This is a genomic window from Tenacibaculum agarivorans (assembly GCF_001936575.1).
Taxonomy (GTDB): domain Bacteria; phylum Bacteroidota; class Bacteroidia; order Flavobacteriales; family Flavobacteriaceae; genus Polaribacter; species Polaribacter agarivorans.
Genome location: NZ_MSMP01000027.1, coordinates 39,558 through 56,385, shown reverse-complemented (window position 1 = coordinate 56,385; position 16,828 = coordinate 39,558). Strand labels below are relative to the sequence as shown.

The following is a 16,828-nucleotide window of genomic DNA, read 5'->3' as shown; positions in this document are numbered from 1 at the left end:
TATTATATATTTTTTAATTAAGAAATTGCTTCTTCCATTCCTTTTATGCATTCTGAAATTCTTTCGATATGTTCATAATCTAAAAGTTCGGTATGTATTGCAGGAATTGAATGTATAATTACTTCTTTGTTTGTGTAGTTACTCCAATCGTAGTCATACATTTCATACTCTGTATTTGGAACTCTTTCTCCTTCTTCTTCTTCAGAATCCATGTACATTGCTTTAAACAAGACGATGTTAGTATCAAGCTTCTCTTCATCTCTAATTATATATGGATAGATTTCATTGTAAAAAGAAACTTCAAAGAATCCTTTTATTTCTTCGTCGTTCATTTGGAGATCCGATTCTTTTGCTAACTCACAAATAAGGTTCAATTGTTGATCTTTCGTTTTTTCTTCAAGATTAAGTGTTGATAGATCAAAATTTTCACCTACTAAATCTTCCATTTGATCTAATAAAAACTCTTTAAACAATTCATCAATGTTTTCTACCTTATTGGTATGAGCTTCTAATAACGTACTGTCAAACATAAATAGTTCTTCAACTTCAAATCCTTTAGCTCTTAATTGTAATGCCATCTCATAAGCCACAATACCCCCAAAAGAATACCCTCCTAACCTATATGGTCCATAAGGATCAACTTTCTGAAGTTCTGTAATAAAATCTGTTGCCATGGCTTCAATTGATTCAGAAACTGGTAGTTTTCCATTTACACCTGGACTTTGAAATGCATAAACAGGTTGATCTTCTCCTAATGCTCTTGCTAAGTCTACATAACAATTGTATAATCCCCCACCCGGAGGAGCAAAGAAAATTGGTCGTTGACTTCCTTTATCTTGTAAAGCAACCATTAGATTTGTATCGTAAGCTTGCGCTTTTGTATTCATATTTCTGATGAACTGCTCAATAGTTGGATATTCAAAAACATTAACAATATTTATATTCGTATTGAACGCTTCATTAATCTGAGCTACTAATTTTATTACTAATAGACTATGCCCTCCTAATTCGAAGAAATCATCATAAACTCCTATTTTTTCTACACCTAATATGTTTTTCCATATTTTCACTAATGTTTCTTCTTTCTCGTTTCTAGGAGCAACATATTCTACTGTTGAAAAATCTGAACTTTCAGGATCTGGTAACGCTTTTCTGTCTAATTTACCATTAGCGCTTAAAGGCATTTCTGCTAACTCAACCCAGATTGAAGGAACCATATAATCAGGTAAACTCGTTTTTAATTCTTGTTGTATTTCTCTTTTATTAAAGTCTCCTTCTGCTACAACATAACCGACCAAACGTTTATTCCCATTAGCATCTTCTTTAGCTAAAACACAACATTGATTTATAGATAATAACTTAGACAAAGCATTTTCAATTTCCCCTAATTCTATACGATAACCACGAACTTTAACTTGGTTGTCTTTTCTTCCTATATACTCTAAAGTACCGTCAGATAACCATCTCGCTAAATCTCCAGTTTTATATAGTCGGTCACCTGCTACAAATGGATTTGGAATGAATTTTTCTTCGGTTAATTCTTCTTTATTCAGATAACCTCTTGCTACACCTTTACCTCCAATACACAATTCTCCTACTACACCTAAAGGAGCTAAATTCATATCTTCATCTACAATGTATGTTAATGTATTTGCTATTGGTTTTCCTATAGTTTGAATTCCATTGAATTTACGTTTTGTATATGTACTATATGTTGTTGCCTCTGATGGACCATACAAATCGTATACTTTTCTTACTGAACTTTCTTTGTAAATACGATCGACTAAACTTGGCAGCAAAGGTTCTCCTGCTAAATTAATAGTTCGAACTGAGTTAGGAATTTTACCAGAATCTAACAATCCTAATAAAACACTTGGAACTGTATTTATTAACGATACTGATACTTCTGAATCTTCTTCTAGTAAAGAAAGTAGATTATCTACTAAATCAATTTTAGCACCACAAGCTAGCGTTACAAAAATTTCAAAAATTGATAAATCGAAATTTATAGAAGTACTTGCCAACATTCCTAAATGTAATGAATCTTCGAAGTTTCGAATTCCCCAACTTACTAAATTATACATGTTACCATGCTCAATCATTACTCCTTTTGGCTTCCCTGTACTTCCTGAGGTGTAAATGATATATGCTAAACTATCTGATGTAATTGATGTATTTAATTTCTTTGTAGAAAAATCAGCAATTGCATTCCAATTACTATCCAAAGAAACCACTGTTACACCATGGTGTTCTCCTAAAGTTTCTTTGCTTACACTACTACTCAATACTAATGTAGTTTCTGTATCTTCAATCATGTAATCAATTCGATCTTTTGGATAATTTGGATCTATTGGTACATAGGCTCCTCCTGATTTCAAGACTCCTAAGATCCCTATAATCATATCTAGGCTACGTTCCATACATATTCCTACCAAACTATCTTTTTGAATACCTTGATTTTGTAGGTATCGTGCTAATTGATTCGATTTTTTATGTAACTCTTTGTATGTTATTTTTTCTCCTTTATAAACTACAGCTGTAGCTCTTGACGATTTTTTAACTTGGTTTGCAAATAAGTCTACTACATTTTCTGCATTTAAATAATCAACTTTAGTAGCTGTGTAAACATTTAGCAATTTATGTTCTTCATGCTCAGTTAACATTGAAATAGTATGAATTGGCTGGTGAATATCATCCACAATACTTTTCAATAATTTCTGATAATGTACTAACATTCTTTCAATAGTAGCCTTATCAAACAGATCCGTACAATACAATATATCCAATGAAATGCCTTCACTATTTTCCGATACATTTAAGGATAAATCGAACATAGAAACAATTGCATCAAACTCATATTCTGAAATACTAAGGTTTCCAGAAATAACTTCTGATGCATTTGTTGTTTCATCATCAGCCTCTTTACTTCCTGTATTTTGTAATACCAACATTGTTTGGAATAGCGGAGTTGTACTCATATTTCTATTTGTAACTACTCGATCTACTACCTTTTCAAATGGCACTAACTGATTGTCGTACCCTTCTAATGTTGTTTTCTTTAATTGGTTTAAGAATGTTTTAAAACTAGGATTGCCACTTAAATCACTACGTAATGCTAATGTATTTACAAAGAAACCAATCATGTCTTCTAACTCAGCTTGAGTTCGGTTTGCAATTGGTGTACCTACACAAATATCTTCTTGTCCACTGTAACGAGACAGTAATACTTTAAATGCTGATAGTAGAAGCATAAACAAAGTAACTCCTTCTCTTTCACAAAGCTCATTAAGTGAGTTACTCAACTCTTTATCTAATGTTAAACCAGCATAATCACCTGATGCACTTTGTACTGCTGGGCGTGGATAATCTGTAGGTAAGTCTAATGTACTAACTCCTTTCAGTTTTGCTTCCCAATAAGATAGTTGACTTTCTAAAACTTCACCATCAAAATATTTTCGTTGCCAAATAGCATAATCTGCATATTGTAAACTTAATGCTGGAAGTGATGGGCTACTTCCTGATTCTAAAGCAGTGTATGTTGTTAGAAGTTCATTCATTAAAATATCTTCAGACCAACCATCACTAGCAATGTGGTGTATAACAACTGCTAAAACATATTCTTTATTTCCTAACTCATATAAACAAGCTCTTAACTTATAATCTGTTGATAAGTCAAATGGAACTAATATGTATGCTTCTAGATTTTCTTCTAGTTCATTTTCCGATATTATTTCTTGGGTTAATAACCAATCGTCACTACTTACCACATATTGATATCCTTCTCCTCCTTCGGATAAAATATTGGTACGTAATACTTCGTGACGGTTTAAAATCACTTCAAAGGTTTGTTGTAGTAACTCAACATTTATATTTCCTTTCAATTGCATTATCATTGGCATATGATAGCCTAAAGTACCTTGTAATTCATCTATAAACCATAAACGTTCTTGACTATATGATAGTGGAATACGCTCTGGACGTTCTTCAGCTACAATAGTTGGTAATAATAATCCTCCAGTTTGTTGTGAAACATGAACTGCCAAAGAAGCTAGAGTCGTATGCTCAAATATATCTCGGATAGGAATTTCTTTTTCCATAAGCTTACGAATCATAGATACTAAACGAGTCGCTAATAAACTATGCCCACCTAACTCAAAGAAATCATCATATATTCCTACTTGCTCTACTCCTAATAACTCTTGCCAAATTGCCGCTAATTGTGTCTCTGACTCATTTCTAGGTGCTACATATTCTTTTGAAGACAATGCTGAACTGTCAGGTTCTGGCAATGACTTTTTATCTATCTTTCCGTTGGCTGTTAGTGGCATTTTTTCTAATGGTATCCAAATCATTGGAACCATGTAATCTGGTAGAGTTTCTTTTAAAACATCTTGTACTTGTTCTTTATTGAATGCATTTTCTGTCACTATATATCCTACCAAACGGTTGATATCATTATTATCCTTTTTCGCTAATACACAACAACTCTGGATTCCTGACACTTGCGATAACGTATTTTCAATCTCACCTAATTCGATACGATAACCTCTAATCTTAACCTGATCATCTGTTCTACCCACATATTCCAAAGTTCCGTCTGACAACCATCTTCCTAAATCACCTGTTTTATATAAACGTTCTTCTTTCTTGTTAAATGGATTGGTAATGAACTTTTCTTTGGTCAATGCTTCTCTATTTAAATATCCTCGTCCAACTCCTACTCCACTTGTCCATAATTCTCCTACTACACCAACTGGACATAAATTATCAAATCTATCCACAACATATACCTCCATATTCGCCACTGGTTTTCCGATTGGAACCACCATACCACTTGGTGACTCTTTCATAATATGTAATGTAATATCGTCCGCAGCCTCTGCTGGTCCATATGCATTTACTACTGGAACTTGTGGATATATGGCAAACCATTTATCTAGTAACGATTTTGTTGCAGCTTCTCCTGTTACCAAGAAATATGATAGACTGGATAAACCAGACACAGCTACACCTTCTTCTAATAAACTTGACACATATGATGGAACGAGCTGTAAATGACTTACTTTATTGTTAGATAAAGAAGATTGGAAACCTTCAAGATCTAAAATCGTATCTTCATTATATATGGCTATTCGACCTCCACATAACAGTCCACTTAACATTTGCCAAACTGAAATATCAAAAGTAAATGGTGCTGTAAATGCAACTACACTATCTGAAGTCATTTCCAAATCATCAACCATTAATAATAAATGATTCAGTAAACCAGCATGTTCAATCATTGCACCTTTTGGTAAACCTGTACTTCCTGAAGTATAAATAACATAGGCTAAATCTTCTGGATTAGTTGATCTGACTACCGAACTTGTTATATGGGCTTTACTATCATCAATTGAAATTAACTTTCTGTCTGTAGATAGTGATTCTAATAGTGTTTTACTTGACTGGTTTGTAACTACCAAATTACAGCTTGTATCTTCTATCAAATATACAATACGATCTGCTGGAAAATCTGGTTTAATAGGCACATAAGCTGCACCTGACTTTAAAATTCCTAAGACTCCTATTAGCATATCGAAACCTTTATCAATACAAAGTCCAACTAAATTATTTGGCTGTATACCTTGCTCTAATAAATAATGAGTTAATTGATTAGAACGTTCATCAAGTTCTTTATAACTTAGTGCTTTATTTCCAAATAATACAGCAATTGCTTCTGGTGTTTTTTTAACCTGAGTTGTAAATAATTCAACAACTGTTTTATCTAAAGGATAGTTAACTTCTGTAGCATTAAATACTTCTAAGACTTGTGTTTTCTCCTCATTAGTTAACATTGAAACATTTCCAATAGACTGTTCTATGTTAGCTGTAAAACCTTTTAGCAATTCTTGATAATGCTCTAACAAACGAATCATAGTTGATTCTTTAAACAAAGCTGTACAATAACTTAGTTTAAATGTAATATCAGAACCTTCTTCAGATACATCTAAACTTAAATCAAACTGAGAAGCTACGCTATCATCATCAGATTCATATGGCATTACGACAAGTTCTTCTGCCTGCATTTCTGTTTCTTCTTCGTCCGAAGTACTAGCAGCTGTACTTTCTGATGAAAACATTACTTGAAATAAAGGAGTAGTACTCATATCACGTGTGGTTACTACTCGATCTACTACTTTTTCAAAAGGTGCTAATTGATTATCGTAACTCTCTAAAGTTGTCTCTTTTACTTTGTTTAGTAATTCTTTAAAACTTGGATTGCCACTTAAATCGCTACGCAATACTAACGTATTCACAAAGAAACCTATCATTTCCTCTAACTCAGCTTGTGTACGATTAGCAATAGTTGTTCCTATACTAATATCTTCTTGACCACAGTAACGAGATAACAATACTTTGAACGCTGATAATAAGAACATAAATGATGTTACTCCTTCTGCTTCACATAATTGTTGTATTGTTATCGTTAACTCATCGTCTAAGCTGCATTCTAAAATAGCTCCTTCGTTACTTTGTATTGCTGGACGAACAAAATCTGTTGGGAAAGACAGTGTGGTAACTCCTGATAATTTATTTTCCCAATATGAAAGTTGATTTTCTAAAACTTCACCATCAAAATACTTACGTTGCCAAATGGCATAGTCTGCATATTGTAAAGCTAAAGTTGGAAGTGGAACATCAATATTAGCTTCTAAAGCATTATATATTATTGTAAATTCACGAATTAAAATATCTTCAGACCAACCATCATTCGCTATATGGTGAACTACTGCAGCTAATACATATTTATTTTCTCCAAGATTATATAAACAAGCTCTTAATTTATAATCAAGAGATAAATCAAAAGGAGCTGTTATATAATTTCCAATATGTTTTTCTACTTCATTCTCTGATATTTTTTCTTGAGTTAATGTCCAATCATCAACACTAATAACTTTTTGATAGCCAAACCCGTCTTCTGATATAATATTGGTACGTAATATCTCATGACGATCAACAATTATTTTAAAAGCTTTTTCTAGGTTAGTAGTGTTAACATTTCCTTCTAAACGAATTACCGTTGGCATATGATAAGCTACTGTACCTTGTAATTGATCTAAAAACCAAAGGCGCTCTTGACTAAAAGATAATGGGATTTGTTCAGGACGCTCTTCAACAGTTATTAATGGAAGTAATGTTCCTTTAGATTGTTTAGATACGTAATCCGATAAAGCGGAAATAGTTGTGTAATCAAATACGTCTCGAATTGATATTTCTTTTTCCATAAGCTTACGAATCATAGAAACTAATCGCGTTGCTAGTAACGAGTGTCCACCTAACTCAAAAAATTCATCATAAACCCCTACCTTTTCTACTCCTAATAAGTCTTGCCAAATCGCAACTAGTTGTGCTTCAGTTTCATTTCTAGGCGCTACATAAGGTATACTTGATAATACAGAGTTATCAGGTTCTGGTAATGACTTTTTATCTACTTTACCATTAGCTGTTAGTGGCATTTCTTCTAATGGTATCCAAATCATTGGTACCATATAATCTGGTAAGCTTTCCTTTAAAGTATCCTGTACTTGTTCTTTATTGAATGTGTCTTCTGTAACCACATATCCTACCAAACGATTGATATTGCTATTGTCCTTTTTTGCTAGTACACAACAACTTTGGATCTCTGGTACTTGTGATAATGCATTTTCAATCTCACCTAATTCGATACGATAACCTCTGATCTTAACCTGATCATCTGTTCTACCTATATATTCCAAGGTTCCATCAGGTAACCATCTTCCTAAATCTCCTGTTTTATATAATCGTCCTCCTTCTGATTTGAATGGATTTTCTATAAACTTTTCCGCTGTAAGCGCTTCTCTTTTTAAATAACCTCGTCCAACTCCAACTCCACTTGTCCATAATTCTCCAACAACACCCACTGGACATAAATTATCAAATCTATCCACAACATACACATCCATATTCGCTACTGGTTTTCCGATTGGAACTACCATACCACTTGGCGATTCTTTCATAATATGCAATGTAATATCATCGGCAGCCTCTGCTGGTCCATAAGCATTTACTACTGGAACTTGCGGATACATGGCAAACCATTTATCTAATAAAGATTGGGTAGCTGCTTCTCCTGTGACTAAGAAATATGACAAATCAGATAAACCTGTTTTAACTTCTCCACTTTCTAATAAACTTGAGACATAGGATGGAACCAATTGTAAGTGACTTACCTTATTGTTAGATAGTGAAGATTGGAAACCTTCAAGATCTAAGATAGTGTCTTCATTATATATAACTATTCGTCCTCCGCATAATAGTCCGCTTAGCATTTGCCATACTGAAATATCAAAAGTAAATGGTGCTGTAAATGCTATTGCACTCTCTGAAGTCATTTCCAAATCATCGATCATTAATAACAAGTGATTTAGTAAGCCTGCATGTTCGATCATTGCTCCTTTTGGTAAACCTGTACTTCCTGAAGTGTAAATAACATAGGCTAAATCTTCTGGATTACATGCTATTTCTAAAGTAGTTATTGGATATTTTTGATTTATAATAATTGAGTCTAATTCAACCTGATTTAGCGTTTCAAAAGAACTCAATACATCTATACTGTTTGAATTTGTAACCACTAAAGAACAATTGGTATCTTCTAAAAGATAAGCGATACGATCTGATGGGAAATCTGGTTTGATTGGTACATAGGCTCCTCCTGACTTTAGAATTCCTAAAACACCTACGATCATGTCTGTACTTCTCTCCAAACAGATTCCTATTAAATCATCAGACTTTACTCCTTTTTCAACTAAATAATGAGCTAATCGGTTTGAGCGTTCATCTAGCTCTTGATAGGTTAATTCTTCACTTTCAAAAATTACAGCAACCGCTTTTGGTGTTTTTTCAACTTGAGCGGTAAATAATTCAACGACCGTTTTATCTAAAGGATAATTAACTTCTGTAGCATTGAAAACATCTAATACTTGTATTTGTTCCTGTGATGTTAACATTTCTACATCTCCAATAGATTGATTTACATTACTAACAATGTTTTTCAATAACTGTTTGTAGTGTGCTAACATGCGAACTATTGTTGCTTCTTTAAATAGTGCTGTACAATAGTTTAAACTCAATACGATTTCTGACCCTTGTTCAGATACATCTAAGGTTAAATCAAATTGAGCTGTTCTATCAAAATTATCATATTCTGTTGAAGAGTAATTCTCTTCACTTTCATTTTCATTCGCTATTCCTGCATCTTCATTATGATAATCAAACATTACTTGAAATAATGGTGTCATGCTCATATCACGAGTAGTTACCACTTGATCTACAACTTTTTCAAAAGGGGTTAATTGATGATCATACCCTTCTAATGTAGTTTCTTTTATTCTTAATAATGCTTCTTTAAAACTTGGATTTCCACTTAAATCACTTCGTAAAGCCAATGTATTTACAAAGAATCCAATCATGCTTTCTAATTCATACTGAGTACGATTAGCAATTGGTGTACCTACGCAAATATCTTCTTGTCCGCTGTAACGTAGTAATAGTACTTTAAAAACTGATAACATAAACATAAAAGGTGTTACACCTTCTTGTTTACATATTGATTTTATTGATGTTGTAAGCTCTTTACCTGTTCCTAAAATAATACTACTTCCCTTATTACTTTGTATACTAGGACGTACATAATCTGTTGGTAACTTTAATGTATTTACACCAGATAATTTTTCTTCCCAATACGATAATTGATTTTCTAAAACCTCTCCAGCAAAATATTTACGCTGCCAAATTGCATAGTCTACATACTGTAAGGTTAGTTCTGGTAATATTATTTCTTCTCCTGATTGTAATGAACTATACAATTCATTAAACTCATCCATTAAAATTCCTCCAGACACCCCATCACTTGAAATATGGTGTAATACACAAACCAAAACATATTTTTCTTGACCTAAATCGAATAAGCAAGAACGTAACATGTAATCTTTTGCTAAATCAAAAGGAATAGTAATAAAGTTACTAATTTCTTCCTCTAAATTCACTTCTTCTGAAATGGCAACTTTATGTAATAACCAGTTATTAGAAGGAATGGTTTTCTGATATCCAACACCTTCTTCTTCATAAATTACAGTACGTAAAATTTCATGACGATCAATTATTGTTCTCAAAGCTTCTTCTACAGCATTGATGTCTAGATCTCCCTCTAAATGTTCAATAACTGGAATGTGATATTCATCACTTCGCCCTTGTAATTGATCCAGGAACCACAAACGTTCTTGGTTAAATGATAAAGGAATGTTTGCTTCTTTTTCTTGGAGTGTTACCTCAGGTAAAATACTACTTCTTGAACAGGTTGTTATGTGTAATGCTAAACTAGAAATTGTTGTATACTCGAAAATATCTCTGATTGCGACTTCTATTTCTAACTCTTTACGAATTAATGAGACCAAACGGGTAACTAATAATGAATGTCCTCCTAACTCAAAGAAATTATCATAAACTCCAATTTTTTCAATTCCTAATAATTCTTCCCAAATAGCAACAAGATGTTCTTCTGTTTCATTTCTAGGCGCCACATATTCTTGAGTAGATAGCATTGTGCCATCTGGCTCTGGTAATGCTTTCTTATCCAACTTACCATTACTAGTCATTGGCATCGTTTCCATTTCAATCCATATCATCGGCACCATGTAATCTGGTAGAATTCTTAATAGTTCTTCTTGTAAAAACTCTTTATCAAAGTTTCCATCTACAACTACATAACCTACCAATTGTTTTGCACCACTCGTATCTTCTTTTGCTAATACGCAACAACTTTGGACATTTGTTATTTGTGATAACGCATTCTCTATTTCTCCTAATTCAATACGATAACCACGAATTTTAACTTGAAAATCTTTTCTTCCTATAAATTCTAAGGTACCATCTGGTAACCATTTAGCGATGTCTCCTGTTCTATATACTCGATCACCTGCTACAAATGGATTATCTATAAATTTTTCTTTGGTAAGTTCTTCTCTGTTTAAATATCCTCTAGCAACTCCTCTTCCGCCTACACAAAGTTCTCCTGCAACTCCTAAAGGTAATAGCTCATTCGCTTCACTTAATATGTATACTTGAGTGTTATGAATTGGCTTTCCAATAGGAACAAGCTCATCTATTTCACCATTAAAAGTGGTGGCACAAATACTTGTTTCTGTTGGGCCATATGCATTTATGTATTTATACTGTTGTGAAAAAGCTTTCGCTACTTTTAATGGAATTGCTTCACCTGCAGTAACTAAGGTTTTGAGACTATTTAAATCTTCAACGTCTAACAATTGTAAAAATGCTGGTGGTAACGTAGCAAAAGTTACTTCTTGTTGTTGTATGAATGTTTTAAATAGTGAAGCATCTGACTTTTCTTCTTCATTTACAATACATAAACTAGCACCACTTAATAATGCAATTCCTATCTCCCAAATAGAAGCATCAAATGATGGACTTGCAAATTGTAAACAGTTATCTTTTGCATCAATAGAAAAATCAGCTATTTGAGAAAGTATTGTATTAATAATACTAAAATGTTCTATCATTACACCTTTTGGGTTTCCTGTACTTCCAGAAGTATAAATGACATAAGCTAAATCTTTCGGTTTAAGCATTACATTAGGAGAACTGATATCAATATTTTCTATATTTTGTTTGAAAGCTGTTAAAAACGCTTCATCGATACTAAAGCTACTATTACTATCTGTTTTGATATACTGTTTTCTTTCTTCTGGATAAGCAGGATCAATAGGGATATATACTCCTCCTGTTTTTAACGTTGCTAAAAAGGAAATTATTAACCAATCACTTCGTTCTAAACTTACAGCTATAAACGTTTTGTTATTTACACTATAATTAGCTAACATGTAGTTTGCCAACTGATTAGAAAGTTCATCTAACTGCTGATAACTCAACTTTTCTCCATTGTAAACCAATGCCGTAGCTTCAGGGTTTGCTTGAACTTGAGTTGTAAATAAGTCTATTACTGTTTTATCTTCTGGATACTCAACTGCTGTTGTATTAAAATCATTAATCAGTTGTAGTTGTTCTTCGTTTGGTAATATCGATAATTTATCTACACTTATTCCGGTATTTAATTCATCTAGCAACTGCTTTAGTACTGCTTCCATGTAAGAAAGAATACGCTCTGGTTGAATACTAGAATCCATTTGTGCCGTTAAGCCAAAATCCACTCCAAAATCATCTATTGCTAATGAAAAAGGATAATTTGTACGTTCTAATTCTCCAATTACTTCAATATCTAAATTAAATTCATTGATTTCTTCTAAAGTAGTTTCAATTATACTTTCTTCAGATTCATCATCTGATCCAGAATGTCTGTAATTTAAAATGGCACTGAATAAAGGAACTTCATTAGAGATACCTGACCAGTTATGAACTTGCGATAGCGGTGTTTGCTCATAAGGTAATAATTCTCCTAATTTCGATTGTACTTGTTGTAAATACTCTGAAACAGTTCCTTCAATGTTAAACAACAATGGTAATGTATTAATAAACAAACCAAGAGAATCTGCTGCTCCCAGAGCACCTTGTAAACGTCCTGAAAATAATGAACCAAATAAGGCTTGCTTATTATTGCTACATGTTCCTACTACTATTCCAAAGGCTGCGTGAAATAATATAGCTGGAGTTATTCCTAAATCTGTACAGGTTGTTCGGATTTCTTTACTTAATTCTTTTGGTAATCCGATACTTGCTTCTGAAATTTCGGTACCATTACCTCTTACATTTGATAAGTTAAATGGATATGTTGGTTCATCTATACTACCGAATGCTTCTTTAAAATACGTTTCACTATCATTCGTAGCTTGCTGATGTAATGTATGACCTATGAAATCTCTATATAAAACTGGTGGAGGTAAAATATCTCCATGTCCCAATAAATGTACATTTACTTCTGTTATAATTTTTTCTAAACCAACATGATCTATAATTAGATGGTGATTGTTAACTAACAAATAATATGCTTCATTTTCATCATCATCTATATATTTTACATCTAATAAAGGCGCTTTAGAAACATCCATCCAATGATTTCCAGACGCTACTAATCCTTCAAGTTGAACTCTGATATCTTGAGATGGATTTAATGGCAATTCATTAATTGATAACTTCGCTTCCTTAAGTACTACTTGGACTGCATTTGGTAAATCATCACTTATAAAACAGGTACGTAAAACATCATGTCTATTTACTACAAACTGTAAAGCTTCTATAAAAGAAACTCGTTGTGCTTTATTTTTAAACAATAATAAATTTGGTGAAACATAAGGGTCTCCAACACTCTCATCACTCATTAAATAATGGAAATACATTCCTTCTTGTAATGGTGATAATGGATACATATCCTGGATGTTTCCTACACCACTTGGAATACTAGCTACGATACTATCTAAATCTTCTTGTCCAAAATCTAATAACGGAACCATTGCTGGAGTGATTTCATCTATTCCTTCTACAATTCCATTAGCTGGCACTTGATACGTTGAAACTATTGATGATAGGTTTTCTGTAATTGCAGCAATTGTTGGATTTCCAAAGACATCTCCTATTTCGATATGATATCCTTCTTTTTGAATTCGGGAAATTAACTGAACAATTAATAAACTATGTCCACCTAATTCAAAAAAGTTATCGTAAATCCCTACTTTTTCAACTCCTAATAAATCTTGCCAAATAGTAACAAGTAATTCTTCAGTTTCGTTTCTCGGCGCAACATATGCTACTGTAGATAATGCTGAACTATCAGGCTCTGGTAATGATTTTCTATCTATTTTTCCATTAGTGGTTAAAGGCATCTCTTGTAACTCTACCCAAACCATTGGTACCATATAATCTGGTAAAATTTCTTTTAATTGAGCTTGAATCTCTTCTTTATCCAGCTCTTCTTCACTAACAACATATCCTACTAAACGTTTGTTTCCTGAAGCATCTTTAGTTACCAGAACACAACTTTGATCTATATTAGACAAAGAGGCTAATGCACTTTCTATTTCGCCTAGTTCAATACGATATCCTCTAATTTTTACCTGAGCATCTTTTCTTCCTATAAACTCTATATTTCCATCAGGTAACCATCGTGCTAAATCACCAGTTCTATAGATTCGTTCACCTGATTTAAAAGGATTTGTAATAAATTTTTCCTTGGTAAGTTCTTCTCTATTTAAATACCCTCTTGCTACTCCTATTCCTCCAACACATAACTCTCCTACTACACCAATTGGTAATAACTCATTGAGGTCATTTAAAATATAAATTTGAGTATTATCAATAGGTTTCCCTATTGGTACCCTATCTTTTATTTCTCCATGAAATGTGGTAGCACAAATACTAGTTTCCGTTGGACCATATGCATTTACATAGGTATAATTTTCAGAAAACTCTTTAGCTAATCCTAATGGAATTGCCTCTCCTGCTGTAACTAATGTTTTTACCCCTTTTAAATCTTCAACTTCTAATAATTGTAAAAATGCAGGAGGTAATGTAGCAAAGGTGATTTTATTCTCTTGTATATACTCTTTAAAGAATGAAATTTCAGATTTTCGTTCTTCTTTAATGATGTATAAACTTGCTCCGCTTAATAAAGAGATTCCTAATTCCCAGATTGAAGCATCAAAAGATTGACTTGCAAACTGTAAGCAATTATCTTCTGAAGTTATAGAAAAGGAAGCTATCTGCGATAAAAGAGTGTTAATGATATTTTGATGTTCAATCATTACTCCCTTAGGTTTTCCTGTACTTCCTGAAGTATAAATGATATAAGCTAAATCATTGGCGTCTACTTGTACATTTGGAATTTCTTTTGAGTACGATGCACTATTTTCTTTGAAAGAATTTATGAATGCATCATCAATTACAAAAATACTTCCACTGTCTTGTTGAATATATTCTTTCCTATCCTTTGGATACGAAGGGTCAACAGGAACATAACAAGCTCCTGCTTTTAAAATGGCTAAAAAAGAAACCAATAACCAATCACTACGTTCTAAAATAACACTTACAGGGGCTTCTTTCTTAATTATATGATTGGATAGTAGATAATTTGCGAGTTGATTAGAACGTTCATTTAATGCTGCATATGTTAACTCTTTTTCCTCAAATACAACAGCCACAGCATTTGGAGTTGTATTTACTTGTTCTAAAAACAAGTTTATGATTGTAGTATCTGTTGGATAGGTTACTGAGGTATCGTTAAACGTACTAACTAATTCTCTTTTTTCTTCATTTGTTAGCATTGGTAAATTACCAATGGATTGAGTTGTATCTTTTATAATTGCTTTTAATAACTCTTGATAATGAGTTAACATACGATTAATGGTAGTACTATCGAATAAAGTAGTACTGTAAATCATATCTAAAACAAAACATTGACCACTTTCTCTAACATCTAAAGTTAAATCGAACATAGAACTTACCGTATCAAATCCATATTCTGAAATTTTCAGATTTTCTGATACTTCTATTTCTGTTTCTTTAACTTCTTCTTCATCATTATCAGACGTATTTTGTAATACAAATAGTACCTGAAATAGTGGAGTTTTACTCATATCGCGTGCTGTTACCACACGATCTACTATTTTCTCAAAAGGAGCCAATTGATAATCGTATCCTTCTAATGTTGTATTTTTTATTTGCTTTAACACATCTGAAAAACTTGGATTTTCACTTAAATCTCCTCGTAGAGCTAAGGTATTTACGAAAAATCCAATCATGCTTTCTAACTCCGTTTGTGTTCTGTTAGCAATAGGAGTTCCAACGCAAATATCATCTTGACCACTATAACGAGATAATAACACTTTAAAAGTAGTTAGTAACAACATAAAAATGGTTACTCCTTCTCTTTCACAGAGTGCATTTAAATCATCGCTTAATTCTTTACTTAAAGATACAGATATACAATCTCCTGCTGTATTTTGAACTGCTGGTCGTGGACGGTCAGTTGGTAAGGATAAAGGTGTAACGTTCTTTAGTTTTTCTTCCCAATATGAAAGTTGAAAGTTTAAAACACTACCTTCTAAATATTTACGTTGCCATACCGCATAATCAGCATACTGTAATGTTAATGGAGGAAGATTTATTTCTGTTCCCCATTGTAGTGCATTATAAATTATTGTGAATTCATTTACCAAGATATCTTCAGACCAACCATCACTAGCAATATGATGAAAAACACAAGCTAATACGTACTTACTATTCCCAATAGCATACAAACATACCTTTAACTTATAATCACTAGATAAATCAAAAGGAGTGGTTAAAAACTGTTCTAACTTTTCTTCTAAAGTTTCTTCTGATACTTTTTCTTGCAGTAATGTCCAGTTTTCTGGACTTATCACTTCTTGATATCCCACCCCATCTTCAGACAAAATATTTGTTCTTAATACTTCATGCCTGGTAATGATATTTATGAATGATTTTTCTATGATAGATGCATCTAAATCTCCTTCAAATTGTAAAATAAAGGGCATATGATAAGCTTCTGACCCTTGTAATTTATCTACAAACCACAAACGTTCTTGTCCAAATGATAATGGAACTTTAGTAACGGTTTCTCGATCGTAAGGAGTTACCTTTTTAAGTGCACTTGTTTTATTTTTTGATCTAAGATTTTGAATGTATTTTATAATCTCAGGTTTATTCTCTTTTATTTTTTGAATTAATTCAGAATTAATTGGAGCTGCAGACTTAACTGTCAAAGAGCTTCCTTTAACACCTATCTTTACACCTTGCTGCTTAGCTTCTTTTAGGATGTCTAAAATTTCAGTATTCATAA

General features: G+C 32.7%; 1 protein-coding gene. It reads right to left on the bottom strand.

The features are described from left to right. Positions 1-17: 17 nt before the first annotated feature. Positions 18-16,826, bottom strand: coding sequence for a non-ribosomal peptide synthetase (locus BVC87_RS17540; RefSeq protein WP_075343710.1), 16,809 nt, complete (start codon positions 16,824-16,826; stop codon positions 18-20). Between the last annotated feature and the right edge of the window lie 2 nt (positions 16,827-16,828).

Excerpts from the sequence above, each read along its gene's own strand:
- BVC87_RS17540 (WP_075343710.1), bottom strand. The coding sequence starts at position 16,826 with ATGAATACTGAAATTTTAGACATCCTAAAAGAAGCTAAGCAGCAAGGT.